The sequence below is a fragment of the Arthrobacter sp. Soil_N43 genome (assembly GCF_057655195.1).
Genome location: NZ_JBDGML010000101.1, coordinates 18,956 through 44,775 on the forward strand (window position 1 = coordinate 18,956; position 25,820 = coordinate 44,775).

Here is a 25,820-nt window from a genome sequence, read left to right on the forward strand (position 1 = left end):
CCGGGACCCCGGGCATCAGGCCTGGGCCGGGGGCTGCTTCAGTTCCCACACCGTCGCAGCGGCGCCCGCCGGAACGTGCAGCTGCCACTGCTCTCCCGGGGCCGGGTACGCGCGCAGCGTCGTCGCCACCGAACCGGACCGGTAGACCTCCACCAGCGAAGCATCCACGAAGACCCGCAGCTCCTCCCCCGGTGCGATGGTTCCGCTAAAGACTGTCTGCCGGCTGTCCTCCCCCACGATCAGGAGTTCAACGGCGGTGTCCCCACCAGTACCCGCCGCGGCAGCGGACCCAGCCGCCGCAGCAGTCACGAGGGCCTCAGCGAACGGAGGCAGCGCAACGGTTCCGCCCGCCTGGCTGGCCGTCTGCGCTCCACGGTAGGCGTCGATTTCGGGGGCAGGGCTGACGGCAAGGGCGCCGCCGACCACCGAGAGCTCGCGCGGGAAGGTCAGGACCCCGGCCCAGCCGGCGGCGTCAATTTCGTCCTGGCTGCGGCCGCGCCGTCCATCGCGGCCCGGGCCCTCGTTTGCCCAGCCCCACAGCAGGGCCCGGTCCTCCAGCGCTACGATCTGCGGTGCATAGAAGTCGCGGCCGAGATCGGATTTCCCGCCGCTGCGGGGCGTGAAGACGGGCAATCCCGTCTCCGGGTCCTCGGTCAGCGAACCGACCAGGTGCCCCACGCCGTTCGCATGTTCGTGCGCGTCACCTGTCAGCCAGAGCGAGAACATCATCAGCCAGGTTCCGGAGTCGCCTGTGCCGGCGTCACTTGCGGCAGCGTCCCCGGAGGAATCCGGCACCTGTACCAGCTGCGGGCATTCCCAGATCTCAGCCGGCGTGAATTGGGCGGCCACCGGGTTTTCCGACGTCAGCCAGATGCCCTGGTACTTCCAGTCGGACATGTCCTCCACCGTGTACAGCAGCAGTGCGGCGTGCCCGCTCGCGAGGCCGGCGCCCTGCATGGCGTACCGCCTGCCGTTGAACCGGAAGATGAACGGATCGCGCACGGCCGTGACCTGCCCATCGGCCGGCATCGATGCCGCCACATGGCCGGTCTGCTCCCAACGGACCAGGTCCTCCGAGCCGCGGGCGATGACCACCTGTGAGTGGCCCCCGTCGCCGCGGACGCCCGAGTATGCGGCGGTGGGAACACCGCCGTCGTCCGTCACCACCCCGGTCCAGCAGCCGTACTCATCCGGCCCGCCGTGCTGCGGGCGCAGGGCCACCGGGTGTTCCTCCCAGCGCACCAGGTCGGCGGAGCTCACGTGGCCCCAGGCGATGCGGTGGTGCCGGGCGGAGTCCGGGTTGTACTGGAAGAACACGTGGTACCGGCCATTGATGTGGCTGATGCCGTTGGGGTCGTTGATCCACCCCTGCGCGGGGCGCGGGTGGAACCGAGGGAAGGCAGGGTCGGCATGGGCGGCGGCCACGTCGTCGAAGTGGACGGGCGCAAGGTCCTGGGAGGGCATGGTGCGGTCTTTCGGTGAGTAGGTTATTTTCCGGTGCCGGCCGTGAGGCCGTCCTGCAGTGCGCGCTGGCCGAACATGAAGACCACCAGCGCCGGAATCATGGACAGGACAACGCCCGCGAGCACCACGGAGATGCTTCCGGTTCCCAGGTTCCCCTGGAGCGAAACAAGCCCCAGCGGGAGCGTGAAGTTCTGCTCGGAGATGGTCAGGATGAGCGGGCGGAAGAACTCGTTCCAGTGGAAGTTGAACGCGAGGATTCCCACGATCGCCATTCCGGGTATCGCCAGCGGTGCGTACACAGAGCGGAACGTCCGCCAGGGCGTGGCGCCGTCGATCGCGGCGGCCTCAGCCAGCTCCGCGGGGAGCCCCATGAAGTACTGGCGCATCAGGAAGGTTCCGAACGCCGTCGGAATGGCCGGCAGGATCAGCGCCAGGAGCGTGTCCGAGAGGCCCATGCCGCGGATCAGCATGAATACGGGCACTATCGTGACCTGCACCGGCACCATCATGGTGGCCAGCACGATCGAGAAGAGCGCGCCGCGGCCGCGGAACTTCAGGTGCGCGAACGCGTAGCCCGCCAGCGCCGCCGTGACCATCTGGCCCACCGCGATCAGCCCGGTCACCAGCGCGCTGTTGAGGACGAGAAGGACGATGTTCAGCTGCTCGAAGACCTCCCCGTAGGAGGTGAAGTCCGGGTTCCACGGAATGAACGACGGCGGGAGCTTGAAGGATTCCGACGGCGACCGCAGCGACGTGGACAGGGTCCACAGCACCGGACCCAGCGTCAGGGCAGCCGCGATCAGCAGCAGGAGGATGCGGACGGCGAAGTTCCAGCTGAACCTGCGCCGGCTGGGTGAGGTTTCCGGGAGGCCCTCGGACAGCCGGGGGGAATGCCCCGGAGCCAGGCCGTGCTCTGTTGTGGTGGTCATGGCTGGCCTTACTGGTAGAAGACGAATCGTTTGCTGAGCCTGAACTGCGCGGCCGTGATGGCCATGATGATCAAGGTAAGGAGCACGCCGATGGCGGACGCCTGACCGAATTCGAGCCGCTGGAAGGCCGATTCGAAGATCACCATGACGGCGGTGCGGGTGGAGTCGCCGGGGCCGCCGCGGGTCAGCACGTAGGGCTGGTCGAACACCTGCAGGGCGCTGATGATAGCCATCACCGAAGCCACCAGGGTGGTGGGACTCAGCAGGGGCAGAGTCACATGGAGGTGCTTGCGCCAGCCGGTGGCGCCGTCGATCGATGCCGCTTCGTAGGTTTCCACGGGGATGGAGGCGAGACCGCCGATGAACAGCAGGAACGAGAACCCGAAGTTCTGCCACACGTACACCAGGATCACGACGGCGGCGGACCCGCCCGGCGTGGTCAGCCACGGCACCGCGGGGATGCCCACGAGGGACAGGAACCAGTTGACCACGCCGAACTGTTCGTTGAAGAGGTACCGCATGAAGATGGACACCGAGGCGGCGGACAGGATCAGCGGGAAGAAGAAGGCCGAGCGGAAGAAGACGCGCAGCCAGGCCGGCATCTTTTCCTGCACCATGATGGACAGCGCCAGGGCGAGCCCCAACTGAAGGGCCACGGCCACCACCACGAACAGGATGGTGTTCAGGAAGGACACCCGGACAGTGGGGTCCTGGACCACTTCGGAGAAGTTGTCGAAGCCCACGAAGGTGGGGGCCGAGATGATGTCCCAGCGGAAGAACGCAAGCACCACGGAGGCCACGATGGGGATCAGGGTGAACAGGCCCATGCCGAGGATGGTGGGGGCCAGGAAGATCCAGGCAAGCCAGCGCTGGCTCTGCCGTGACTTGGCCGTGGGTTGGTGCCGGGCCTCCGTGGCTGGCCCGGCCGCCTGCCTCGGACGCTCGCGCGGCGGGGTGGTGGTGCTCATGACTGCCTCCTCAGGGCCAGTTCAAGGTCGCGCTGCATGGACGCAAGGGCCTGCTTGAGCTGGCGCTCGTCGCCGCTGACAGCCAGCGACACGTTCTTCATCAGTGCCGTTTCGACGGCGGCCTGCTGCGGCGGCGCCGGGATGGGGCCGGTGGTCGGGAACCGGTCCAGGGTGTCGTAGAAGACCTTCCAGTGGGCCGGGCCCTTGCCTGCGTAGAGCTGTTCGTTGACCATGGAACGTCGCGCCGGTGTGGTGCTCGGGTTCGGGAAGATCAGTTCCATCGCCTCGCGGCTGGAGCTGAACTTGATCCACTCCCAGGCGGCGTCCTTGTCCTTGGCGGTCTTCATGATTGCGTAGCCTGCGGTGCCGAACTGGTGGCGCTGGGTCTTCCAGCGCGGGAAGAACTGGACGTCGAAGTCCCTCTCCCCCATCCCGGCTTCGTGCAGGCCCTGCACCCAGTAGCCTCCTGCCGGCGTGGTGCCGATGCGGTTGGACGCGAACAGCCCGACGAGGGAGCTGCCGCCGCCTTCCTCCGGGCGGACCCCGAGCCCGTCCTTGACCAGCCCGCGCAGGTAATCGAAGGACTCGAAGACGCGGTCGTCATTGGCGTTGGGCTCCAGCCACTCGTACCCGCCGGAACGCAGGCCGCGGGAGGGATCCTTGGCGTAGAAACCGTCCCAGAGCCAGTCCCCGCCGGTGGACCTGGTCTCCTTCAGGAAGCTGGTGTCGTTCGCGTAGAGCCACGGCACCACACCGCCGAAGAGCCGGTTGGTCCAGTAGTACGGGGTGAAGTCCGAGGTGCGGGCCTTGCGCATGGCGGCGAGGCTGTTACGGAAGTCGAGATGGGTCCAGTCGTCCGCCGGGCGCTCCAGCCCTGCCTGCGCGAACGCGGTGGTGTTGTAGTACATGTTTGCCGCGTTCCAGTCCATGGGGAGCTGGTACAGGCTGCCCTTGTACATGAAGGCCTCCACCAGGCTGGGGTGGACGTCGTCGAAGAACTCGGCCATATCCGCGGCATCGCGGCGCACGTACTCGTCCAGTGGATGGGCCAGCTTTTCCGCGAACAGCTGGGCGCCCTCGGTGGCCACGTAGACCACGTCCGGCGGCGTGCCCGCGGCCACCATTGTGAGGATCTTGGTGAAGAAGTCCTTCCAGTCGACGGCCTGGATGGCCTGGACCTTGACCTTGATCTCGGGGTGGATTCGGGTGAACGCGTCGATGGCGCGCTGGCGGGCGGCGGCGTCCGCGGCGGTACCCATGATGGCGATGCTGAGGCTGTTGTCCCCGCGGCCCGGAATGTCGGTCCCGGAGAGCCGCGGCCACGATGCCACGGTCGCTCCGATAATTCCCGCGCCGAGGGCACCAAGGGCGGTGCGGCGGGAGATCTCCCGCAGCTGCCCGCTTGTGGCTCCGGTCATGTCAATTTCCTTCCTAACACGTGTTAGGAACTGTATAAGACCCACCTAACACGTGTCAAGCATCACAATCCGCGCCGTGCTGCACCTTGACGCGTTGGAGGTGCTGAGTAACGTGGAAGCGTGGACTGGGTCGCGTGGCTTGACTGGTTTAACGCGCCGGACTACGAATTCGCCCGGCAAGTGCTGCAGCGTGGCGTCGCGGCGCTGTACTTCGTCGCGTTCCTTTCCTCCCTGAACCAGTTCCCGGCCCTGCTCGGCGAGCGCGGACTCCTGCCTGTCCCGGACTACCTGGAGGCCTTCAGCAGGCTGCGGCGGCCCACGCTGTTCCGCTGGCGTTATTCAGACCGGCTGCTGCGGGCGGTCTGCTGGACGGGGCTGGCCATCTCAGCGGTCCTGGTTGCCGGTCTTCCGCAGCTTGGTCCCCCATGGGTGCCTCTCATAGCCTTCCTGGCGCTGTGGCTGCTATACATGTCGATCGTGAACGTGGGGCAGACGTTCTACGGTTTCGGCTGGGAAATGCTGCTCCTCGAAGCCGGCTTTACGGTGGCGTTTCTTGGCTCGGACCAGACGGATCCGCCCCGGACCATCCTGATCCTCGTGGCCTGGCTGGTGTTCCGCCTGGAATTCGGCGCGGGCATGATCAAGATCCGCGGCGGCCGGGAGTGGCGGGATCTCACGGCGCTGTACTACCACCACGAGACGCAGCCCATGCCTGGCCCGCTCAGCCGCCAGGCGCACCTTCTGCCCAAGCCGTTCCACCGGATGGAGGTGCTGGGCAACCACTTCGCCCAGCTCGTGGTGCCGTTCTTCCTTTTCGCCCCGCAGCCGATTGCCAGCATCGCTGCCGGCATCATCATCTTCACCCAGCTCTGGTTGGTAGCCAGCGGCAACTTCGCGTGGCTGAACTGGATCGCCATCGTGCTGGCCTTCGCGGCGGTCAGCGATCCCGTGGCGCATGCCGTGCTGCCCTTCCTGCCGCTGGACTGGCACACGGCGGGCGGTGCAGGACTGCAGACGCCGCCGTGGTGGCTGGTCATCACGCTGGCAGCGACAGTGCTGCTGGTGGCGCTCAGCTACTGGCCGATCCGCAACCTGTTTTCCCACCACCAGCTGATGAACGCCAGCTTCAACCGCTGGCAGCTCGTGAACACTTACGGCGCGTTCGGCACGGTCACGAAGCAGCGGATTGAGGTTGCGGTGGAGGGAACGCTCGATCAGGAACCGGACGATGCTGCGGACTGGAGGGAGTACGGCTTCAAGGGCAAACCGGGGGACGTCCGCCGGCTGCCGCGGCAGTTCGCCCCGTACCATCTGCGGCTCGACTGGCTCATGTGGTTTTTGCCGCTCCGGACTGTCCATGAGGAGTGGTTCTACGCGTTCCTGGCCAAGCTCCTGGAAGCCGACCGGGCGGTGCTGCGCCTGCTGCGCCATGACCCGTTCGACGGCGAGCGCCCCCGCTGGGTGCGCGCCCGCACCTACCTCTACCGGTTCGCCAGCCGGGCAGAGTACCGCGAGACCGGCCAGCGCTGGATCCGCACGCCGCTGTACGAGGCCATCCCGCCACTCTCGCTGCGGCACGCGCCAGGGCGGCGGCAATAGTTCCTGCGGCAGTCATTCAAGCTAGGTGTGCGCGCCTGCCCGCCTGATGGTGGACTCCGCGTGCTTGAGGATGGGTCCGTCGATCATCTTGCCGTCGTACTGGAACACTCCGCTGCCCGAGGCGTGCGCCGCGTCCAAAAGTTGCCGGGCAGCCGCCACGTCCGCCTCGGTCGGGGCGTAGGCGCCGCGCACCACGGCCACCTGGCTGGGGTGGATGCAGGCTTTCGAGCTGAATCCGGACGCCACGGCATCGCGGGCCTCAGCCCCGAGCCCCTCAAGGTCGGGGATGTTGACGTAGACGGCGTCGACGGCTTCCTTGCCGAAAGCTCCGGCTGCCAGCAGCACGGACGACCGGGCGTGCAGCGCAACGGCGCGGTAGCCGCCGTCGTCCTTCCGGCTGGAAGTACCGCCGAGGGACGCTAGGAGGTCCTCGGCGCCCCACATCAGCGCCACGACGTTGGAGGCAGCGGCGATGGCCGGAGCGTTCACGATCCCGGCGGCCGTTTCACAGAGGGCAATCACATGGAAGCCGTCCAGCGCCCGGAGCTGCTCAGCGCTTTCCGTCTTGGCGAGCATCACCGTCCGGTACGGCGTATGCATCAGGCAGTGCAGGTCCTTTTCAAAGTCCTCGGTGCCGGCAGGGTTGATCCGGATGATGGTCCGGCTGGGATCGAGCTCCGGCCCCTCGCCCGTGCTGCCGAGCTGCGCCAGAATGGCGCCCCTGGCCCGCTGCTTGTCCGGGGCCGCCACCGCGTCCTCCAGGTCAATGATGACGGCGTCCGAACGCTCGGCTGCCTTTTGGAAGCGTTCGGGGCGGTCGGCGGGGCAGAAAAGCAGGGCGGGACCCATCACGAAAGTCATACAGTCATTGTCCGATTATTTTTCCGTCTGCGCTTCCCCGAATGGCCGCGCCTCCCTCTGCGTTTCCCCGCTCCGCTGTGCCTCCAGGTGCGCCTCCCGCATCCACATCAGGCAGCTGCGGGTCGCCAGGGCAACCACCGCGCCGTCCTGGTTGCGTCCGGTGTGCCGCATGGTGACGATTCCCTGGCCGGGGCGGGAACCCGAGAGCCTCTTCCCGGTGACGACAGTCTCGGTGTAGAGCGTGTCCCCGTGGTACAGCGGGCCGGGGAAGGAAACGTCGGTCAGTCCAAGCTGCGCGACGATGGTGCCCTGGGTCAGTTGCGCGACGGACTGCCCGACGACGGTTGCCAGGGTGAACATCGAGTTCACCAGCCGCTGCCCGAACGGCTGCCCCGCGCTCCACGCCGCGTCCAGGTGCAGGCCCTGCGTGTTCATGGTCATCGTGGTGAACAGGACGTTGTCAGTTTCCGTGACCGTGCGGCCAGGGCGGTGCGCGTACACGACGCCCTCCTCGAGTTCGTCGAAGTACAGGCCCCGCTGCTCTATCACGCGCTGGCTGCCGGTGGTTGAGCCGGCCGCAACCCCGTCAGCGCCCTGTTCAGGATTTCCCGTCATACGGTCAGTTCCTGGTCTTCCTCGAACAGCTCGGCACCCGTAGCCGCGGCCACATCCTCGACGGAAACGTTCGGTGCCAGTTCGCGCAACACCAGGCGGGACACCCCGCCCTCGGCGACCACATCAATCACCGCGAGGTCGGTGATGATGCGGTCCACGCAGGCCTTCCCCGTAAGAGGCAGCGTGCATTGCTCCACAATCTTGGGCCTGCCGTTCCGGTCCATGTGTTCCATCATCACAATGACCTTCTTGGCTCCGAAGACCAGGTCCATGGCGCCGCCCATGCCCTTGACCATCTTGCCCGGAATCATCCAGTTGGCCAGGTCCCCGTTGGCGGCCACCTCCATGGCGCCGAGCACGGCAACATCGACGTGGCCGCCGCGGATCATGCCAAAGGACAGCGAGGAGTCGAAGAAGGCCGCCCCCTTGTTGACGGTGACGGTTTCCTTGCCCGCGTTGATGAGGTCAGGATCGACCTCGTCGTCGCCGGGATAAGGCCCGACGCCCAGGATGCCGTTCTCCGAGTGCAATACGACTTCCACCCCGGCGGGGATGTAGTTGGGAATCAGGGTGGGCATGCCGATGCCCAGGTTGACGTACTGCCCGTTTCTGAGCTCGTGCGCCACCCTGGCCGCGAGTTCATTGCGGGTCCAGCCCTTGCCTTCGGGGTGGGACGTTGCCGCACGCCGGTATTCGGGACGGACGCTTTCGGGGCGGGGAGGTGCCCCCGGCGAACTGATCGACTCCATGGCTACGCTCCTGCCTGATCGGTGATACCCGGGGTGGATGGTGCGGATGTGGATGGTGCAGAGTTGGACGGTGACGGGGTGGACGGTGCAGACAGTGTCACCGTCCTCTTTTCGATGCGCTTCTCGCCCTGCGGCGCCACCACGACACGCTGCACGAAGATTCCCGGAAGGTGGACGTGTTCGGGGTCCAGCTCCCCCGGTTCCACCAGCTCTTCAACCTCGGCGATGGTGATCCGCCCGGCCATGGCGCACAGCGGGTTGAAGTTCATGGCAGTGGCGTGGAAAACCAGGTTTCCGTGGCGGTCGCCCTTCCAGGCATGGACCAGGCCGAAGTCGGGCGCGAGGGATTCCTCAAGGACGTAGTCCACCCCGTTGAAGCTGCGCACCTCCTTGGGAGCGGAGGCGACCGCGATGCCGCCGTCGGCGTCGTACTTCTGCGGCAGGCCGCCGTCGGAAACCTGGGTGCCGACGCCCGCTTTCGTGTAGAACGCGGGGATGCCGGCGCCGCCGGCGCGCAGTTTTTCGGCGAGCGTACCCTGCGGGGTGAGCACCACCTCGAGTTCACCGGCCAGGTACTGGCGGGCGAACTCCTTGTTCTCCCCCACATAGGAGCTGACGGTCCGCCGGATGCGCCCGTCGCGGAGCAGGATTCCGAGGCCCCAGTCGTCCACCCCGCAGTTGTTGCTCACCGTTTCCAGTTCCCTGGTTCCGCGGCGGTGGAGCGCGTCGATCAGCGCCACCGGGATCCCGCAAAGACCAAAACCCCCGACAGCCAGCGAGGCGCCGTCGGAAATATCGGCGACCGCATCGTCGGCGCTGGCAACAACCTTGTCAATCATCATTGATCCTTTCAGGGTCCAGACAGACTCGGCCACCGGGCCTTTTAGAGCCCGAGTTCCCGGGCGATCAGCATCAGCTGAACCTCCGTGGTGCCCTCCCCGACTTCAAGGATCTTGGAGTCGCGGTAGTGGCGTGCCACGGTGAACTCGTTGATGAAGCCATAGCCGCCGAATACCTGGGTGGCATCCCGCGCATTGTCCATGGCCGCCTCGCCTGCGACCATCTTAGCTATGGCCGCCTGCGTCTTGAACGGCTTCCCGGCAAGCATCCGGGCGGCCGCATCGTAGTACGCCAGGCGGGCCGTGTGGGCGCGTGCCTGCATGCGGGCGATCTTGAAGGCGATGGCCTGGTACTTGCCGATGTTGTTCCCGAAAGCGCTGCGGTCCTTGGCGTAGCGGACGGAGAGATCCACGCAGCCCTGGGCCGCGCCGGTGGCCAGGGCCGCGATGGCGATGCGTCCCTCGTCGAGGATGGACAGGAAGTTGGCGTAGCCGCGGCCCTGCACGCCCAGGAGGTTGGCCTCGGGGACGCGGACATCCTTGAGTGTCAGGGGATGCGTGTCCGAGGCGTTCCAGCCCACCTTGTTGTAGGCCTTCTGTGCCGTGAAGCCGGGCGTGTCGGTGGGCACCAGGATCGTGGAGATTTCCTTCTTGATGCTCCCGTCTTTGTGCTCCTCCTGGCCGGTCACCGCGGTCACCGTCACCAGCCGCGAGATGTCAGTGCCCGAGTTGGTGATGAACTCCTTGTTGCCGTTGATGACCCAGTTTTTTGCGTCTGCGCCGCCTTCCAGCCTGGCCGTGGTCTTCGTCCCGCCGGCGTCCGAGCCGGCCTCCGGCTCGGTCAGGCCGAACCCTGCGAGCGCCTTGCCCGAGGCAAGCAGCGGAAGCCACTCCTCCTTCTGCGCCTCGGTCCCAAAACGGTGGATCGGCATGGCGCCGAGGGACACTCCGGCTTCCAGGGTGATGGCCACGGACTGGTCAACGCGGCCCAGCTGTTCCAGCGCGAGGGCCAGGGCGAAGTAGTCCCCGCCCATGCCGCCGTATTCCTCGGGGAACGGCAGGCCGAACAGGCCCATGTCCGCCATCTGCGCGACAACCTCATACGGAAAGCTGTGTTCTTCATCATGCTTGGCCGAGACCGGTGCAACCACCTCGTCGGCAAACTCGCGCACGGTGTTGCTGAGGTCCTGGTATTCCTCGCTGAGCTCAAAATCGGCCATAGCTAGGCTCCCTTACGTTCATTGGCTGGTTCTTCGGTGGCTGGTTCGTCGGTGGCTGGTTCGTCGGTGGCTGGTTCGTCGCTGCGGCCGGCCGGTTCGGCGTGGATGGTGGCCAGCACCTGCTCTGCCCTCACCAGGTCCCCGGTCTTCACCGTGATGTGGACCGTGCCGGACACCTCCGCGACGAGCTGGTGCTCCATCTTCATGGCCTCCACGGAGAGGAGCACCTGCCCCGCCGCAACGGCGTCGCCGTTGCCCACTGAGACCGAGACGACGGTCCCCGGCATGGGCGAACGGACTTCGGGGTCGGCCGCACCGGCTTCCCTCTCGATGGCGGCCAGCATGTGCTCGAGGCGTGCCTCCCGGCTGAGCACTTCCAGCCCGCAGCCCCAGCCTCCGCTGCCCACGTGGACGGTCTGCGGGCGGCCATCCCCGGGATGGCCCTCCCAGTGGCATCCGAGGGCGAAGATGCGCTGCTGCCCGTCGATATCGAGGCGAATGGACTCGCCGGTGAGCCCCAGGACGCGGACCTCGTGTTCGGGCCCGTCGTTGACGCGGACCAGGACGTGGTTGGGGTCACGGTCACCGAGCCAGGTGACGGCGGCGGTGGCAATGGCCCCGCCCGGAAGTCCGAAGCTCATCCTGCGGGCCGCGGCACGGCCCAGCCGCCAGCCGCGGACGCTGTCCCAGGGGGAAGCTACGCCCGCAGGGCCCTTGTCCCGGACCCAGAACTGCATGGCGGCGGCTATGACCTCGGGGTCGCCCGCGGTCCGAAACGACAGGCCCGGCATCTTGCGGTCGATCAGCGTGGTGTCCAGATGGCCTGCCCGGACGTCGTCGTCGTTGATCAGGAGCCTCAGGTACTCCACGTTGGTGCCCACCCCGAGAACGGTGTACCGGGCCAGCGCCGCGTCCAGCCGGTCTAGCGCCGACTGCCGGTCCTGGCCCCAGGCAATGACCTTGGACAGCATGGGGTCGTAGTCACTGGTGATGTGCAGCCCCTGCAGCAGCGAGGAGTCGATGCGGATGGTCCCGTCCGTCGGAGCCTGACGGGCCCCGGCATCCGGCGCACCAAAGACGGTGCCGCGTTCATCGAGCAGCACCACTTCGCCGGAGGACGGCAGGAAGTTCCGCTCCGGAATTTCGGCGTACACGCGAGCCTCCACGGCATGGCCGTTCAGCACGACGTCGTCCTGCGCCACGGTGAGCACCTCACCGGCGGCGATGCGCACCTGCCACTCCACGAGATCCACTCCGGTGACCATCTCCGTGACGGGGTGCTCCACCTGGAGCCGGGTGTTCATCTCCATGAAGAAGAACTCGTCCGGGGCGTTGTCCGAGACGAGGAACTCAACCGTTCCGGCGCCGGTGTAGTGCACGCTGCGGGCCGCCTGGCAGGCCGCTTCACCGATGCGCGCACGTGTGGCGCCGCCGTCGTCCAGGGATTCCAGCAGCGGCGAGGGTGCTTCCTCGATCACCTTCTGGTGGCGGCGCTGCAGGGAGCATTCGCGCTCGCCGAGATGGATGACGTTGCCATGGGTGTCTGCCAGGACCTGGACCTCGATGTGCCTCGGAGCCATGACCAGACGTTCGAGGAACAGGGTGTCGTCGCCAAACGCACCCGCGGCCACGCGCCGGGCCGTGGCCAGGGTGGCGGGGAGGTCTTCCGGGCGCTCCACAATGTGCATGCCCTTGCCGCCGCCGCCGGCGGATGGCTTGATGAGCAGCGGATAGCCGACTCCGGCCGCAGCCTCGATCAGCTGTCCGTCCGTCAGGCCGGGCTCGGCGATGCCGGGAACAACCGGGACACCGTATCCGGCAACGTGGTTCTTGGAACGGATCTTGTCGCCCATGACGTCCAGGGACTCGACGCCCGGACCGATGAAGGCGATGCCGGCCGAGGCCAGCGCGCGGGCGAACTCGACGTTCTCGCTCAGGAATCCGTAACCGGGGTGCACCGCCTGGGCGCCGCTATCCTTGCAGGCCCGGATGATCGACTCGATGTTGAGGTAGCTCTCCGCCGCCGCTGCCGGCCCGATCCGTACGGCAGCGTCCGCTTCCCGCACGTGCCGGGCACCGGCGTCGGCGTCGCTGTAGACGGCGACCGAGCGGATGCCCAAGGCCCGCAGGCTTCGGATCACGCGGCAGGCGATCTCGCCACGGTTGGCCACCAGGACGGTGTGGAACAGATTGGTATTCATTGGATTGTTCACTGCAGGCTCACATCCGGAAGAGGCCGAAGGAAGTCTCCGGCAACGGGGCGCGGGAGACGACGTCGAGCGCCAGTCCCAGCACGGTGCGGGTGTCCGCGGGGTCGATCACGCCGTCGTCCCAGATGCGGGCCGTGGAGTAGTAGGGGCTGCCCTGGTCCTCGTACTGCTGCCGGATGGGGGCCTTGAACGCTTCCTCGTCCTCGGCGGACCATTCCTGGCCGGCCGCCTCGTACTGGTCCCGTTTGACCGTGGCCAGCACGCTGGAGGCCTGGTTGCCGCCCATGACGGAGACGCGGCTCGCCGGCCACATCCACAAGAAACGCGGCGAGTAGGCGCGGCCGCACATGGAGTAATTGCCGGCGCCGAACGATCCGCCGATCACCACGGTCAGCTTGGGCACGCGGGCCGTGGCGACGGCGGTGACCATCTTGGCGCCGTTCTTGGCGATGCCGCCCTGTTCGGAGTCCTTGCCCACCATGAAGCCGGAGATGTTCTGCAGGAAGATCAGCGGGATGCCGCGCTGGTTGCACAACTCGATGAAATGCGCGCCCTTGAGCGAGGACTCGCTGAACAGGACGCCGTTGTTGGCCACGATGCCCACCGGATGGCCGTGCAGCCTGGCAAATCCGGTCACGAGGGTGGTGCCGTAGTTCTTCTTGAACTCGTGGAACCTGCTGCCGTCGACGAGCCGGGCGATGACCTCACGGACGTCGTACTGCGCATTGACATCCGTGGGCACGGCACCATAGAGCTCCGCCGGATCAACAACGGGCTCGACCGCGGTGTCCACATCCCAGGCGGGCGCGGCGGGCCGGGGCAGCGTGGCGACGATGTCCCGGACAATCTGCAGGGCGTGCTCATCGTTTTCGGCGAGGTGGTCGGTTACACCGGAGATCCTGGAATGGACGTCGCCGCCGCCCAGTTCCTCGGCAGTGACGATCTCGCCGATGGCGGCCTTCACCAGCGGGGGCCCGCCCAGGAAAATGGTCCCCTGGTTCCTGACAATGACGGTTTCATCGCTCATGGCAGGCACATAGGCCCCTCCGGCGGTGCAGGAGCCCATGACTGACGCTATCTGCGGAATCTTGGCCGCTGACATCTTGGCCTGGTTGTAGAAGATCCGGCCGAAGTGCTCCTTGTCTGGGAACACCTCGTCCTGCTTCGGGAGGAAGGCTCCGCCGGAATCCACGAGGTAGATGCAGGGCAGCCGGTTTTCCAGCGCGATCTCCTGTGCCCGCAAGTGCTTCTTCACGGTCATGGGATAGTAGGTGCCGCCTTTGACTGTGGCGTCGTTGGAGATGACCAGGACCTGCCGGCCGTGGACCAGCCCGATGCCCGCGATCACGCCGGCGCCCGGTGAATCGTCGTTGTACATGCCGTTGGCGGCGAGCGGCGCGATCTCCAGGAAGGGGCTGCCGTCGTCCAGGAGCTGGTCGATGCGTTCCCGTGGAAGCAGCTTGCCGCGGGCCACGTGGCGCTCACGGGACTTTGCCGGTCCTCCCAGGGCTGCCTCCGCGAGGCGCTTCCGCAGGTCGCCCGCGAGCGCCTGCTGCGCAAGGCTGTTGGCTCCGAAGGCCTCGCTGGTGGGATCCAGCCGGCTGGCGAGTGTCTCCATTGACTGCTTCCGTTCCCGGGCAGGACCCGGAGAACCGGGCCGGCCACTTTCGGTTAGTGCCGTGTAACTGAGATTTAGGTTAGTCTCTATTAACTGTGATGTCCAACACACCCGCGGCTTGTTAGAGTTTGCTGGTCCGAGGAGGAAATGTGCCGATCACAGAGCAGGACAGGCTTGCCGGGGACGACCCCGCCGCACCCCCCGAGGCCTTGGCGGGGAGCGCCCACGCCACCGGGGCCACACAGCGCAGCCGCGCCAAGGAAACGCGGCGGCAGGCGCTGCTGTCCGCCGCTGCATCCCTCTTTGCCGTCAACGGTTTCAACCGGGTGTCCCTGGAGGACCTGGGCGCCGCGGCAGGCGTCAGCGGACCCGCCGTGTACCGCCACTTTCCCGGCAAACAGGCCGTGCTGGGCGCCCTGCTGCTCAGCGTCAGCCAGGACCTGCTGGACGGCGGCCAGAGCGTGGTGGCGGCGGCCAGCGACCCGGCGTCAGCCCTGGCCCGGCTGGTGCAGTTCCACGTGGACTTTGCCCTGAGCAACCCCGACGTCATCCGAGTCCAGGACAGGGACTTCAGCAATCTCTCCGCCGACGACCAGGCGCAGGTCCGGGCACTCCAGCGCAGCTATGTGGAGCTCTGGGTAGATGTCCTTGCCGGCATCCACAGCGAGACGGACACGGCCGATCTCCGGATGCGGGCCCACGCGACCTTCGGCCTGATCAACTCCACGCCCCACTCGGTCCGGAACCATGGCCGCCGGATGGCCATCAAGTCCGCCCGCCCGCTGCTGGAGAACATGGCGCTGGCGGCCCTGACGGCACCGGCGTAGCCCCCCTCCGCCGCACCCAGCCCGCACCCCCAACCCGCACAGACGGCCCTGGCCCTCATAACCGTCGCTGGTCAACAGCGGTCATGAGGGCCGGGGCCGCTCTTGTGCAGGGTGGCCGGTGCAGGGTGGCCGGTGCGGACTCAGGCCATCGCCAGCGCCATGCCGGGGTCCGCCAGGAGTGCGCCTACGTCCGCCAGGAACCTTGAGCCCTGCTCCCCGTCCACCAGCCGGTGGTCGAAGGAGAGGCTGAGGGTCATGACCTGCCTGAGGGCGATCTGGTCCTGGTATTCCCACGGCATCTTCCGCACGGCACCCATGGCCAGGATGGCGGCCTCGCCCGGGTTGAGGATGGGCGTGCCGGCGTCGATGCCGAACACGCCGATATTGGTGATCGAGATGGTGCCGCCGGTGAGATCCGCCGGGCCCGTCTTCCCGGCCCTGGCGGTCTCGGTCAGCTCCGTCAGTGCAGCCGAGAGCTCGGCCAGTGTCAACCTGTCCGCGTCCTTGATGTTGGGCACCATGAGGCCGCGGGGTGTGGCCGCCGCGATCCCGAGGTTGACGTAGTTGAACTGCACGATCTCCTGGCTGTCCTCGTCCCACCTGGAGTTAGGCGTGGGGTTGTGCCGCAGGGCAAGCAGTGCGGCCTTGGCCACCAGCGTGAGCGGCGTGAGCTTGAGCCCGGCGAACGCCTTGCCCGACTTGAGCCGGGCCAGCAGTTCCATGGCCGGGGTGACGTCAACGGTGAGGAATTCCGTGACATGCGGCGCCGTGAACGCACTCGAGACCATGGCTGCCGCCGTGAGCTTGCGGACCCCCTTGATGGGCGTGCGCGTTTCGCGTTCGCCCTGCCCTGGCACGGCGCGCCGGGGTTGCCCCGCAGCTGCCGGGAGGCCCTCGCCGCCCACGAAGTTCCGTACGTCGTCACGGGTAATGAGGCCGCCGGGGCCGCTGCCCTGGACGTCCTCCAGCGCTACGCCAAGGTCCTTGGCGAGCTTCCGCACCGGCGGAGTGGAACGGGGGCGTTCGTCGGGTGGGGTTTCGACAGGCCGGGTTTCGACAGGCTCAACCACCGGACGCCCCGTTTCGACAGGCGCGGTTTCGACAGGCTCAACCACCGGAGGCCCCGTTTCGACAGGCCGGGTTTCGACAGGCTCAACCGCCCGTGGCGCTGCGGCGAAGTTGCGCTGCCGGCGCACGGGACGGCCGGTACTTTCGACGACGGCGCCGTAGCCCACGAGGTTCGGCTCCCTCTTGGCGGCGGGCGCCACGCTTTCAGCGGCGGCGGCAGGCTGCCCGCCGGCGTCGCCCTCCACCTCGAAGGAAACAATCGGTTTCCCGACCTCCACCACGGTGCCCGGCTGTTCGTGCAGGGCGGTGATCACGCCGGCGAACGGCGAGGGAAGTTCCACCACGGCCTTGGCCGTCTCCACTTCGGCAATGATTTGGTTCAGGCTTACGGTGTCTCCAACATTCACCTTCCAGCTGACGATTTCGGATTCGGTCAGGCCTTCGCCGAGATCGGGGAGCCGGAATTCCTTGATCATGGTGGCGGTCATCCTTCCAGCCCGCTCAGCGAGTTCGGCCGGCCGAGTGCCCGGTCCACGCCGTCGAGGATCCTGTCCAGGCTGGGGAGATGGTGCATCTCCAGCTTGGAGTACGGGTAGGGCACGTCAAAACCTGTGATGCGGACGGGGGCCGCCTCCAGGTGGTAGAAACAGCGTTCAGTGATGCTGGCTGCCACCTCGGCACCGAGCCCGCCTGACTGCCCGGCCTCGTGGGTGATCACGAGCCGGCCGGTCTTGCGGACCGAGGCCTCCACCGTGGCAAAATCCACGGGGGCCAGGGACCGCAGGTCGATGACTTCAACCGACACACCTTCGTCGGCGGCCGCCGTGGCTGCATCGCGGGCCGTCTTCACCAGCGGCCCGTAGGCCACGAGCGTGACGTCGCGGCCGTCCGCGACGACCCGCGCCTGGCCCATCGGCGGGGCGGAATTGGGATTGAGTGACTCGTCCACCTCGCCTTTGTCGTGGTACCTGCGTTTTGGCTCAAAGAAGATCACGGGGTCGTCACAGGAAATGGCCTGCTGGATCATCGTGTGTGCATCCTGCGGGCTGGCCGGGGTTATCACACGAAGGCCTGCCGTATGGGCGAAGTAGGCCTCCGGCGACTCGGAGTGGTGCTCCGGGGATCCGATGCCGCCGCCATACGGGATGCGGATGGTGATGGGCATCTTCACGGCGCCGCGGGTGCGGTAATGCATCTTGGCCAGCTGCGAGACGATCTGGTCGAAGGCGGAATAGACAAAACCGTCGAATTGGATTTCCACCACGGGCCGGTAACCGCGGTAGGCCAGCCCTACTGCCGTCCCGACAATCCCGGATTCGGCGAGGGGCGTATCAATGACGCGGTGCTTGCCGAAGTCTTTCTGCAGCCCGTCCGTCACGCGGAAAACACCGCCCAGGGTGCCAATGTCCTCGCCCATGAGGACCACTTTGGGATCGTTCTCGAGGGATTTGCGAAGGCCTGAGTTTATGGCCCGCGCAAAGGTCAGCTGCGTCATCAGCGTGCACCTTCTTCAGTAATGGCCCCTGCGGGATCGCCGAAGCTGGCCAGGTAACGGGAGTAGTGGTCCTGCTGGCGGTCCAGCCAGGAGTTGGGAGTGCTGTACACGTGCTTAAAGACGTCAAGGGGTTCGGGATCCGGCATGCCGACACAGCCGGAACGCAGCTCCCTGGCAACTGAGTCCGCTTTATTCCGAACGGAGGATTCGAACTCTTCGGTGAACAGGCCCTTCCGGTCAAGCAGCGCATGGACCCGCGCGATGGGGTCCTTTGCCGCCCAGTCTTCGAGTTCGTTGGCGTCACGGTACCGGGTGGGGTCATCCGCCGTAGTGTGTGGGCCCATCCTGTAGGTGACGGCTTCGATGAAGGTGGGGCCGCCGCCGCGGCGGGCCCGGTCAAGTGCCACGCGCGTGGCGGCCATGACCGCCAGCACATCGTTGCCGTCAACGCGCATGCTGGGCATGCCGAAGCCGGTCCCCCGTTCCGCGAGGTGGGTGTGGGACTGGAGACGCACGGGTTCGGAAATGGCCCAGTGGTTGTTTTGGCAGAAGAACACCAGCGGCACCTGGTAGCTGGCCGCGAAGACCATGGCCTCGTTGACATCGCCCTTGCTTGTGGCGCCGTCGCCGAAGTACACAATTGCCGCGGAATCGGCACCGTCGTTTTGGATTCCCATGGCGTAGCCCGTGGCGTGCAGCGTCTGGGCGCCGATGACGATCTGCGGAATCGCCATGTTGACGGTGTACGGGTCCCAGCCGCCGGAGGCATTCCCGCGCCAGACGCGGAGGATGTCCGTCAGGTCCACCCCGCGGCAGTAGGCCACGCCGTTTTCACGGTAACTGGGAAAAATAAAGTCATCGTCGCGCAGCGAGCGCACGGATCCCACCTGCGAGGCCTCCTGGCCCAGCAGCGGAGGCCAGAGGCCCAGTTCGCCCTGGCGCTGCAGTGCAGTTGCCTCTTTGTCGATCCGCCGGACCACCACCAGGTCCTCGTAGAGCGAGCACAGTTGCTCGTCTGATACGTCCCTGACCCAGGGGTCATACTCCGGATGGCTGACGCGCTCCCCCGAGGGCGTGATCAGCTGAACCAGGTTGTGACCTGCGCCGCCCTGGTGCCCTGTCTTGTTGTCCCGGCCGGCGGTTGTTCCGCCCTGGCCCGCATCGTCTGTCACCACTGTTGCCGCAACCTTCTGACGTCGTGTCACCGTGCCGCGAAAGGACTCGTGATCCTTCCGCTTCCGGCCTTCCGGGCGCCGTTGCTCCGGATAATTGTGACCATACTCACAATGCTCAGGGGGTACAACCACCGCCGGAAAAAGTGAGCAGAATGCACCATTTGGGGGCATTGGACCGTGCTAGTCTTGCGCATTATGCAAGCTTTGGATGGCACCGACACCCGTCTGCTTTCGGCCTTGGCGCGGGACCCCCGACGGACCGTCGTTGCCTTGGCCCAGAAGCTGGGCCTGTCCCGGAACACGGTTCAGGCACGGATGGCCCAGCTCGAAAAAAAGCATGTCTTCCTGTCCTTCGAGCGCCGTATCAATCCGGTCTCCCTGGGCTATCCGCTGATGGCCTTTATATCGGTCCACGTCCAGCAGCAGAAGCTCGGCAGCCTGGCCGAAGAGTTGGCAAGCGTCCCGGAGATCCTCGAAGGCTACGGGCTCACGGGCTCGGCCGACCTGTTGCTGCGGGTCGTGGCCCTTGACGCCGAAGACCTGTTTCGGATCAACGGAAAGATCCTTGCCTGCGACGGGGTGGAACGAACGGACACCGCACTGGCCATGGGCGAGCTGATTCCGTTCCGGATCCAGCCGCTCCTGGACCGCGGTTCGGCAGAAGAATGAAAGGCTCACCAGTGAGTAGCACTCAGGACCCCTACCAGCGGCGGCAGCGGAGGCTGCAGCCGCCCATCCAGCCGCCGGCGCAGAGCCGCAAAGGACTCTGGATAGTGCTGGGGATCGTGGGAGGCGTCCTGCTCCTGGTGGCCGTGGGTGTCGCGCTCCTGCTGAACCTCGTGGGCGGGGCAGCCCGCCACGCCTCGGATGTGGCTGACAGTTTCACCAAGCTCGTCATATCCGGTGAAACAGGCAAGGCCTATGACGACTTCCTGGACCCGGCGCTGAAGCAGCAACTGTCGCGCGAGACCTTCGAATCAGGGGTCCAGAGCCTGAATCTCGATCCGTCCTGCACCTCGGTATTTGACGACCTCAAGGTCAGCGGTGAGAACGGCTCCAACATCGCGGACGTTGTCGGCGTCATCCAGTGCGACGGCAAGGACGTGGAACTCGTGTACCGGTTTTCCGGAACGGACGATCTGAAGATGGTCACCATCCGGCTCAAACCAAAGGGCTGAGCCTGAACAGGCAGATACGGCAGAAGCCCCCGTGCACTTCACGGTGAAGTGCACGGGGGCTTCTGCCCTCCCTGCCTGCTGGTGAGGAGTCGGTCAGTGGTCGACGGCCTTCTCCGCCCCCACGCCGGTCAGCGAGCGGACTTCCATCTCGGCCTGCTTGGCCGGATCTTCCGTCTTCTTGTCCAGGACCGTACCCAGCCAGCCGAGGAGGAAGGCCAGCGGGATGGACACGATGCCTGGGTTGCTGAGCGGGAAGACGGCAAAGTTGGCGCCCGGAATCATGGACGTTGCGGCTCCGGAAACCACCGGGGAGAAAGCGATCAGGAGGATGGCGGAGCCCAGGCCGCCATACATGCTCCAGATGGCGCCCTGGGTGGTGAACCTGCGCCAGAACAGCGAATAGATGATCGTCGGCAGGTTGGCGGAGGCGGCCACGGCGAAGGCGAGCGCCACCAGGAAGGCGACGTTCTGCCCGTTGGCGAAGATGCCGCCCACAATCGCCAGGACTCCGATGACCACCACCGTGCGCCGGGCCACCTTGACCTCGGTGTCGGCGTCGGCCTTTCCCTTGGCGATGACGCTGGCATAGATATCGTGCGCGAAGGATGCTGCTGCGGTGATGGTGAGTCCGGCCACCACGGCGAGGATCGTGGCGAAGGCCACCGCGGAGATAAATCCCAGCAGCAGCGGGCCGCCGAGGTGGAAGGCCAGCAGCGGAGCCGCCGAGTTGACGCCGCCGGGGGCCGCCTTGATGGTGGCCGCACCCACGAGGGCAGCGGCGCCGTAGCCGAGGACCAGGGTGAAGAGGTAGAACAGGCCGATCAGCCAGATGGACCAGACCACGGATTTGCGGGCTTCTTTGGCCGTGGGCACAGTGTAGAACCGCATGAGCACGTGCGGCAGGGCCGCGGTGCCGAGCACCAGTGCCAGGCCGAGTGACATGAAGTCCAGCTTCGATGTTTCGGTCTTGCCGTACTGCAGGCCCGGGTTGAGCACGGCAGGATTGTTGGCCGTGTCCACGGCCGCGCCCAGCAGGCTGGACAGATTGAAGCCGTAGATGGCCAGGACCCAGAACGTCATCACGGCTGCACCGGCGATGAGCAGGATGGCCTTGATGATCTGCACCCAGGTGGTGCCCTTCATGCCGCCGATCAGGACGTACATGATCATGAGTGCACCCACCACGATGATCACGAGGGCCTGGCCTCCCCAGTCGCTGATGCCGAGCAGCAGTGAGATGAGGCTGCCGGCGCCCGCCATCTGGGCCAGCAGGTAGAAGAAGCAGACGGCCAGCGTGGAGATGGCGGCGGCGATGCGGACCGGACGCTGCTTAAGGCGGAAGGAAAGGACGTCGGCCATGGTGAACTTGCCGGTGTTGCGCAGCAGTTCGGCCACGAGCAGGAGCGCCACAAGCCACGCGACGAGGAACCCAATGGAGTACATGAAGCCGTCGTAGCCGTTGATGGCAATGGCTCCGGTGATCCCCAGGAAGGAGGCGGCGGACAGGTAGTCCCCCGCGATGGCCGTGCCGTTCTGTGATCCGGTGAACGACCGGCCGGCGGCATAGTAGTCAGCCGCCGTCTTGTTGTTCCGGCTCGCCCGTAGGACGATCACCATGGTGACCGCGACGAACAGGCCGAAGATGCCCATGTTAAGGAGTGTTGTTTCCTTGAGCGCGGCAACGTCAACCGCTGTGGGAATGCTGATCATTTGGCTGCTCCGCCCGCTGCGCTGCCGGACACTCCTGTGCCCGCTTTGTCGAATTCGTGCCCTTCAATGCCGTGACGGATCTCTGCGGCGACGGGGTCCAGCTTCCTGTTGCAATAGCTGACATACCAGCCGGTGATCGCGAATGTCGTGACGAACTGGAGCAGGCCCATGATCAGCCCGACGTTGATGTTGCCCCACACTTTGGTAGACATGAAGCCCACCGCGTAGTCGGCCAGCAGGACGTACGCGAAGTACCACAGCAGGAACGCAACCGCCATGGGAAACACAAAGCTGCGGTGGCGCTTGCGCAGTTCCCTGAACTGCCCGGTGGCTTGGACTTCCACGAAGTCCGCGGACGCCGCGACGTCCGGAGTTCGGGCATCATTGCCCATGATTCCTCCTCGTTGAGAGTGTTTTCCACACCGGCCTGGGACCCTCCACAGCGGACGCTTCCACAGCAGTGTGACTCCCATCACTGTGCTCCGCCCCGGGGCGGGGTTCCAGTGTTTGCAGGCTCCCGGTCGCTTAGCGGTCGCGATGCTGCGACAAACGGCACGCGTTACGCTGGCAGCATGCCCGACTCCCCTCTCTATGCCGCAGCCGCCGTTGCGGTGATCGCCTTGGCGATTGCCGTCGTCGTGGGCGTGGGGCTCAAGGTGCTCCGCTCCTTCCGTGAGCTGGGCACCGATGCCGAGCGCGCCACCTACAACACCCTGCACGCGGCGTCGAAAGCCGGCCAGCACCTGCGGACGGGACTCAACCCCGCAGGTGCCGCGAAGGCCAGCCGGCAGCTGCGGGGGCTGCTCGGATGCGATGCCCTGGCCATCACCGACGTTTCCGGTGTGCTGGCATGGGACGGCGCGGCCGAGGAGCTCAAACCACAGTTGATGCCGCTGGCCGCCGATGTCCTCGCCGGCGGGCGGACACAGGTGATCACTGCCGGGGATTTTCCGGCGCTGGCCTCCGGGCCCGTCAGTTCCGCTGTCATCGCACCGATCCGCGCCGGATCCCGGGTGGTGGGGGTGGTGGCGGCGTTTGCCCCGTCGGCCGGTGCGGGCCTGGTGCGCGCCACCAGCGAGGTGGCCGACTGGGTGGCGGCCCAGGTGGAGCTGGCCGAACTTGATGCGTCACGGACGCTGCTGATGGAGGCGGAAGTGCGGGCCCTGCGTGCCCAGATCAGCCCGCATTTCATTTACAACTCCCTGAATGCGATCGCCTCCTTCATCAACACGGACCCGGCCCGGGCGCGTGAACTCGTCGTGGAGTTCGCTGACTTCACGCGCTACTCGTTCCGGCGGCACGGCGACTTCACCACCCTCGCCGAGGAACTGCGGTGCATCGACCGGTACCTCCTGTTGGAGCGCGCCCGCTTCGGCGAACGGGTCCAGGTCAGCCTGCGGATCGCCCCCGAGGTGCTGGGCACGGTCATTCCGTTCCTGAGCCTCCAGCCCCTCGTCGAGAATGCCGTCCGGCACGGCCTGGAAGCGAAGGAGGGACCCGGGCACATCACCATCGCTGCCAATGATTCCGGCGCGTTCGCGGAAGTCACCATCGAGGACGACGGCGTGGGGATGGACCCGGTGCAGCTCCAGTCCATGCTCGCCGGACACACGGACGGGGAACACGTTGGCCTGCGCAACGTGGATGCCCGCCTGCGCCAGGTGTATGGCGACGATCACGGCCTGGTGATTGAGACGGCACCCGGGGAGGGCACGCTGATCACCATGCGGGTCCCGAAATCCCAGCCCGGCCACGACGCCTGAGGCTCCGGTGCCCGGCCGGGAGGTCCTGCAGTTAACCTTGAATCATGATTAACGTCCTCGTCGCCGACGACGAGCTGCCCGCAATTGAAGAACTCGCCTTCCTGCTGGGCAAGGATGACCGCATCGGCACCATCCTTCGTGCTTCGTCAGGCGCCGAAGCGTTGCGGGCGCTGGAAACCCAGGCGGTGGATGCCGTCTTCCTCGACATCCACATGCCGGCCGTCTCCGGGCTGGAGGTCGCGGCGGCGATTTCCCGCAGCAGCCGCCCGCCCGCCGTCGTCTTTGTCACGGCAGACGAGGACTGCGCCCTCGAGGCGTTCGAACTGGCCGCGGTGGACTACCTCCTGAAACCCGTCCGCGCCGAGCGGCTGGCCCGCTCCGTGGGCCGGATCAGCGAGCTCATCCGCGACGGCGGCCCCGCACCGGAGATGATCACCGTAGACCAGGGCGGCACAACGAAAATGATCAGGCGCGACGACGTCACGTACGTCCAGGCACAGGGCGACTATGCGAGGCTCCACACGGCGGACGCCAGCTACCTCATCCGCGTTCCGCTGGCGGACCTGGAACAGCAGTGGGCGGACGCCGGGTTCATCCGTACGCACCGTTCCTACCTCATCTCCCTGTCCCACGTCTCGCACCTGAAACTGGCCGCCGTGCGTCCCAGCGTCACGGTGGAAGCGGCCGAGCTGCCGATCAGCCGCCGCCACCTGCCGTCCGTGCGGGAGAAACTGGAAGCCACCCGGATCAGGCCGCAGGCATGACACGGGTCAGGGTGACCGCCCCGCGCTCCGCGGCGAAGCCTGCAGTGGAGTCCAGGGAAGCGGCAGAGGAGTCAGCCGTCGGCCAGGTCTTCGTCCGCTCCCTGATCCGCTCCCAGCTGCGGCTCGCCCTCGTGGTCGCGGGCGGCTTCCTGCTGGTCCTGGGGGCCTTTCCGCTCCTGGCTGCCATTCCCGGGCTCGCGGAGTCGCGGATTGCCGGCATCCCCTTCGACTGGCTGCTGCTCGGCACCGGCATCTACCCCGTGACGGGGATCAGTGCCTGGCTGTACATCCGAAGTGCCGCGCGGAACGAGGCCCGCTACCGCGACCTCGCCGAGGACAGGTGAGGTACCGGTGAACCCGGCCGTCGCCATCGCGGCCTTTGCTGCAGTATCGGTCGCCACGGCCGTCATTGGCTTCTACGGACTAAGGATTTCCCGGACCACCGGCGACTTCTATGTCGCCTCACGTACGGTCCCGCCATGGTGGAATGCCTCGGCGATCGGCGGCGAGTACCTGTCCGCGGCGAGCTTCCTGGGAGTGGCCGGGCTCATCCTGCTGTCCGGGACCGATGCCCTCTGGTTCCCCGTGGGCTACACCGCCGGATACCTGATGCTGCTGCTGTTCGTGGCCGCCCCGCTGCGCCGCTCGGGGGCCTACACCATTCCGGATTTCACCGAGTCCAGGCTGGATTCCCGCGCCGTGCGGCGGGTGACGAGCCTTGCGGTGGTCATCGTGGGGTGGTTGTACATCGTCCCCCAGCTCCACGGCGCGGCCCTCACCATCCGGACCACAACGGGCCTGCCCTCATGGGTGGGGTCCACGGCCGTCGTGGTGGTGGTAAGCCTCACCGTCGTGGCGGGCGGGATGCGCTCCATCACGTTCGTGCAGGCCTTCCAGTACTGGCTCAAGCTCACCGCGCTGGCGGTGCCGCTCGTTTTCATCGTCCTTGTGCTGGCGGAAAACAATTCCCCGGCCGTGGCCGCAGCTGCTGCGAACCCCACCGGCCTGGCACCGGCCGGCCCCTACCAAAACATCTCGCTGTTGGTTGCCCTGCTGTTCGGAACGCTCGGGCTGCCGCACGTGCTGGTCCGCTTCTACACGAACCCCGATGGACAGTCAGCCCGGAGGACCACGCTGATCGTGCTGGGCCTGCTGTCCGTCTTCTACCTCTTCCCCACTGCCTACGGCCTCGCCGGACGGATGTTCGCGCCGGGACTCGCCCAGGCCGGGCAGGCCGACGCCCTCGTCCTGCTGCTGCCCGGACGGCTCATCGGCGGACCGGGCGGCGAGCTGCTCTCCGCCCTCGTGGTGGCCGGCGCCTTTGCCGCGTTCCTGTCCACCACCTCGGGA

Annotated in this window: 24 protein-coding genes; 8 read left to right on the top strand and 16 right to left on the bottom strand. The window is 66.6% G+C overall.

The genetic code is table 11. From position 1 onward, the window contains the following. Positions 1-15: 15 nt before the first annotated feature. Genes AC3A3W_RS13625 through AC3A3W_RS13640 form a run of 4 tightly spaced genes read right to left on the bottom strand, consistent with a single transcriptional unit; the run spans position 16 to position 4,779 of the window. On the bottom strand, positions 16-1,464 hold the full coding sequence (locus AC3A3W_RS13625) for a glycoside hydrolase family 32 protein (RefSeq protein WP_487443571.1): 1,449 nt from the start codon (positions 1,462-1,464) through the stop codon (positions 16-18). A 23-nt stretch (positions 1,465-1,487) separates the two neighbouring features. After that, entirely contained in the window at positions 1,488-2,393 is a 906-nt protein-coding gene (locus AC3A3W_RS13630; protein ID WP_487443572.1) for a carbohydrate ABC transporter permease, read from the bottom strand. 8 nt (positions 2,394-2,401) lie between these two features. Then, on the bottom strand, positions 2,402-3,361 hold the full coding sequence (locus AC3A3W_RS13635) for a carbohydrate ABC transporter permease (protein ID WP_487443573.1): 960 nt from the start codon (positions 3,359-3,361) through the stop codon (positions 2,402-2,404). Next, positions 3,358-4,779, bottom strand: coding sequence for an extracellular solute-binding protein (locus AC3A3W_RS13640; RefSeq protein WP_487443574.1), 1,422 nt, complete (start codon positions 4,777-4,779; stop codon positions 3,358-3,360). Before AC3A3W_RS13640 ends, AC3A3W_RS13635 begins: the two co-directional genes overlap by 4 nt. Before the next feature lie 120 nt (positions 4,780-4,899). Between AC3A3W_RS13640 and AC3A3W_RS13645 the strand changes: the two genes are divergently transcribed. After that, positions 4,900-6,378: a lipase maturation factor family protein gene (locus AC3A3W_RS13645; RefSeq protein ID WP_487443575.1), complete on the top strand. Its 1,479-nt coding sequence runs from the start codon at positions 4,900-4,902 to the stop codon at positions 6,376-6,378. A 21-nt stretch (positions 6,379-6,399) separates the two neighbouring features. On the opposite strand, the gene AC3A3W_RS13650 is transcribed toward AC3A3W_RS13645, so the two are convergent. The 7 genes from AC3A3W_RS13650 to AC3A3W_RS13680 are packed head-to-tail and all read right to left on the bottom strand — an operon-like array spanning position 6,400 to position 14,490. Further along, entirely contained in the window at positions 6,400-7,239 is an 840-nt protein-coding gene (locus tag AC3A3W_RS13650; protein WP_487443576.1) for an HpcH/HpaI aldolase/citrate lyase family protein, read from the bottom strand. Positions 7,240-7,254: 15 nt separating this feature from the next. Continuing rightward, positions 7,255-7,854 carry a MaoC family dehydratase gene (locus AC3A3W_RS13655; RefSeq protein WP_487443577.1) on the bottom strand — a complete coding sequence of 200 codons (600 nt, stop codon included), beginning with the start codon at positions 7,852-7,854 and terminating at the stop codon, positions 7,255-7,257. Continuing rightward, positions 7,851-8,603, bottom strand: a complete 753-nt coding sequence (locus AC3A3W_RS13660) for a CoA transferase subunit B (protein ID WP_487443578.1) — start codon at positions 8,601-8,603, stop codon at positions 7,851-7,853. The genes AC3A3W_RS13655 and AC3A3W_RS13660 overlap by 4 nt, the downstream gene beginning before the upstream one ends. Before the next feature lie 2 nt (positions 8,604-8,605). Further along, positions 8,606-9,442, bottom strand: coding sequence for a CoA transferase subunit A (locus tag AC3A3W_RS13665; RefSeq protein WP_487443594.1), 837 nt, complete (start codon positions 9,440-9,442; stop codon positions 8,606-8,608). A gap of 44 nt (positions 9,443-9,486) precedes the next feature. Further along, the gene (locus tag AC3A3W_RS13670) at positions 9,487-10,662 is read right to left on the bottom strand and encodes an acyl-CoA dehydrogenase family protein (protein WP_487443579.1); all 1,176 of its coding nucleotides are present in this window, start codon (positions 10,660-10,662) and stop codon (positions 9,487-9,489) included. A 2-nt stretch (positions 10,663-10,664) separates the two neighbouring features. Next, positions 10,665-12,863 carry an acetyl/propionyl/methylcrotonyl-CoA carboxylase subunit alpha gene (locus tag AC3A3W_RS13675; RefSeq protein WP_487443580.1) on the bottom strand — a complete coding sequence of 733 codons (2,199 nt, stop codon included), beginning with the start codon at positions 12,861-12,863 and terminating at the stop codon, positions 10,665-10,667. A gap of 19 nt (positions 12,864-12,882) precedes the next feature. Further along, positions 12,883-14,490, bottom strand: coding sequence for a carboxyl transferase domain-containing protein (locus AC3A3W_RS13680; protein ID WP_487443581.1), 1,608 nt, complete (start codon positions 14,488-14,490; stop codon positions 12,883-12,885). A gap of 209 nt (positions 14,491-14,699) precedes the next feature. On the opposite strand from AC3A3W_RS13680, the gene AC3A3W_RS13685 reads away from it, so the two are divergent. After that, the gene (locus tag AC3A3W_RS13685) at positions 14,700-15,317 is read left to right on the top strand and encodes an SACE_7040 family transcriptional regulator (RefSeq protein WP_487443595.1); all 618 of its coding nucleotides are present in this window, start codon (positions 14,700-14,702) and stop codon (positions 15,315-15,317) included. A 140-nt stretch (positions 15,318-15,457) separates the two neighbouring features. Here the strand turns inward: AC3A3W_RS13685 and AC3A3W_RS13690 are convergent, their stop codons facing one another. Genes AC3A3W_RS13690 through pdhA form a run of 3 tightly spaced genes read right to left on the bottom strand, consistent with a single transcriptional unit; the run spans position 15,458 to position 19,055 of the window. Beyond that, a complete protein-coding gene (locus AC3A3W_RS13690) occupies positions 15,458-16,873 on the bottom strand; it encodes a dihydrolipoamide acetyltransferase family protein (protein WP_487443582.1) in 1,416 nt (471 codons plus the stop codon). Then, complete coding sequence (locus AC3A3W_RS13695) at positions 16,870-17,880, bottom strand: alpha-ketoacid dehydrogenase subunit beta (protein ID WP_487443583.1); 1,011 nt, start codon at positions 17,878-17,880, stop codon at positions 16,870-16,872. Before AC3A3W_RS13695 ends, AC3A3W_RS13690 begins: the two co-directional genes overlap by 4 nt. Continuing rightward, positions 17,880-19,055 carry a pyruvate dehydrogenase (acetyl-transferring) E1 component subunit alpha gene (gene pdhA / locus AC3A3W_RS13700; RefSeq protein ID WP_487443584.1) on the bottom strand — a complete coding sequence of 392 codons (1,176 nt, stop codon included), beginning with the start codon at positions 19,053-19,055 and terminating at the stop codon, positions 17,880-17,882. The genes AC3A3W_RS13695 and pdhA overlap by 1 nt, the downstream gene beginning before the upstream one ends. Before the next feature lie 195 nt (positions 19,056-19,250). Between pdhA and AC3A3W_RS13705 the strand changes: the two genes are divergently transcribed. Together AC3A3W_RS13705 and AC3A3W_RS13710 are read left to right on the top strand one after the other, a co-directional pair. Beyond that, positions 19,251-19,724: an Lrp/AsnC family transcriptional regulator gene (locus tag AC3A3W_RS13705; RefSeq protein WP_487443585.1), complete on the top strand. Its 474-nt coding sequence runs from the start codon at positions 19,251-19,253 to the stop codon at positions 19,722-19,724. An 11-nt stretch (positions 19,725-19,735) separates the two neighbouring features. After that, positions 19,736-20,233, top strand: coding sequence for a hypothetical protein (locus AC3A3W_RS13710; RefSeq protein ID WP_487443586.1), 498 nt, complete (start codon positions 19,736-19,738; stop codon positions 20,231-20,233). A gap of 93 nt (positions 20,234-20,326) precedes the next feature. Here AC3A3W_RS13710 and AC3A3W_RS13715 read toward each other — a convergent pair whose 3' ends face one another. Together AC3A3W_RS13715 and AC3A3W_RS13720 are read right to left on the bottom strand one after the other, a co-directional pair. Beyond that, the gene (locus tag AC3A3W_RS13715; RefSeq protein ID WP_487443587.1) at positions 20,327-21,943 is read right to left on the bottom strand and encodes a solute symporter family protein; all 1,617 of its coding nucleotides are present in this window, start codon (positions 21,941-21,943) and stop codon (positions 20,327-20,329) included. After that, the gene (locus tag AC3A3W_RS13720; protein ID WP_487443588.1) at positions 21,940-22,335 is read right to left on the bottom strand and encodes a DUF485 domain-containing protein; all 396 of its coding nucleotides are present in this window, start codon (positions 22,333-22,335) and stop codon (positions 21,940-21,942) included. Before AC3A3W_RS13720 ends, AC3A3W_RS13715 begins: the two co-directional genes overlap by 4 nt. Before the next feature lie 180 nt (positions 22,336-22,515). Between AC3A3W_RS13720 and AC3A3W_RS13725 the strand changes: the two genes are divergently transcribed. The 4 genes from AC3A3W_RS13725 to AC3A3W_RS13740 all read left to right on the top strand — a co-directional run. Continuing rightward, complete coding sequence (locus AC3A3W_RS13725; RefSeq protein WP_487443589.1) at positions 22,516-23,706, top strand: sensor histidine kinase; 1,191 nt, start codon at positions 22,516-22,518, stop codon at positions 23,704-23,706. A 44-nt stretch (positions 23,707-23,750) separates the two neighbouring features. After that, on the top strand, positions 23,751-24,470 hold the full coding sequence (locus AC3A3W_RS13730; protein WP_487443590.1) for a LytR/AlgR family response regulator transcription factor: 720 nt from the start codon (positions 23,751-23,753) through the stop codon (positions 24,468-24,470). Further along, a complete protein-coding gene (locus tag AC3A3W_RS13735) occupies positions 24,467-24,814 on the top strand; it encodes a DUF485 domain-containing protein (protein ID WP_487443591.1) in 348 nt (115 codons plus the stop codon). Before AC3A3W_RS13730 ends, AC3A3W_RS13735 begins: the two co-directional genes overlap by 4 nt. Before the next feature lie 7 nt (positions 24,815-24,821). Next, positions 24,822-25,820: sodium/solute symporter (locus AC3A3W_RS13740; RefSeq protein WP_487443592.1), on the top strand; the 999-nt coding region annotated here is incomplete at its 3' end.

Coding starts and splice junctions, on each gene's coding strand:
- AC3A3W_RS13725 (WP_487443589.1), top strand. CDS start 22,516: ATGCCCGACTCCCCTCTCTATGCCGCAGCCGCCGTTGCGGTGATCGCC.
- AC3A3W_RS13705 (WP_487443585.1), top strand. CDS start 19,251: ATGCAAGCTTTGGATGGCACCGACACCCGTCTGCTTTCGGCCTTGGCG.
- AC3A3W_RS13690 (WP_487443582.1), bottom strand. CDS start 16,873: ATGACCGCCACCATGATCAAGGAATTCCGGCTCCCCGATCTCGGCGAA.
- AC3A3W_RS13640 (WP_487443574.1), bottom strand. CDS start 4,779: ATGACCGGAGCCACAAGCGGGCAGCTGCGGGAGATCTCCCGCCGCACC.
- AC3A3W_RS13735 (WP_487443591.1), top strand. CDS start 24,467: ATGACACGGGTCAGGGTGACCGCCCCGCGCTCCGCGGCGAAGCCTGCA.
- AC3A3W_RS13715 (WP_487443587.1), bottom strand. CDS start 21,943: ATGATCAGCATTCCCACAGCGGTTGACGTTGCCGCGCTCAAGGAAACA.
- AC3A3W_RS13655 (WP_487443577.1), bottom strand. CDS start 7,854: ATGACGGGAAATCCTGAACAGGGCGCTGACGGGGTTGCGGCCGGCTCA.
- AC3A3W_RS13720 (WP_487443588.1), bottom strand. CDS start 22,335: ATGGGCAATGATGCCCGAACTCCGGACGTCGCGGCGTCCGCGGACTTC.
- AC3A3W_RS13675 (WP_487443580.1), bottom strand. CDS start 12,863: ATGAATACCAATCTGTTCCACACCGTCCTGGTGGCCAACCGTGGCGAG.
- AC3A3W_RS13695 (WP_487443583.1), bottom strand. CDS start 17,880: ATGACGCAGCTGACCTTTGCGCGGGCCATAAACTCAGGCCTTCGCAAA.
- AC3A3W_RS13670 (WP_487443579.1), bottom strand. CDS start 10,662: ATGGCCGATTTTGAGCTCAGCGAGGAATACCAGGACCTCAGCAACACC.
- AC3A3W_RS13660 (WP_487443578.1), bottom strand. CDS start 8,603: ATGGAGTCGATCAGTTCGCCGGGGGCACCTCCCCGCCCCGAAAGCGTC.
- AC3A3W_RS13625 (WP_487443571.1), bottom strand. CDS start 1,464: ATGCCCTCCCAGGACCTTGCGCCCGTCCACTTCGACGACGTGGCCGCC.
- AC3A3W_RS13630 (WP_487443572.1), bottom strand. CDS start 2,393: ATGACCACCACAACAGAGCACGGCCTGGCTCCGGGGCATTCCCCCCGG.
- AC3A3W_RS13650 (WP_487443576.1), bottom strand. CDS start 7,239: ATGACTTTCGTGATGGGTCCCGCCCTGCTTTTCTGCCCCGCCGACCGC.
- AC3A3W_RS13635 (WP_487443573.1), bottom strand. CDS start 3,361: ATGAGCACCACCACCCCGCCGCGCGAGCGTCCGAGGCAGGCGGCCGGG.
- AC3A3W_RS13730 (WP_487443590.1), top strand. CDS start 23,751: ATGATTAACGTCCTCGTCGCCGACGACGAGCTGCCCGCAATTGAAGAA.
- AC3A3W_RS13665 (WP_487443594.1), bottom strand. CDS start 9,442: ATGATTGACAAGGTTGTTGCCAGCGCCGACGATGCGGTCGCCGATATT.
- AC3A3W_RS13680 (WP_487443581.1), bottom strand. CDS start 14,490: ATGGAGACACTCGCCAGCCGGCTGGATCCCACCAGCGAGGCCTTCGGA.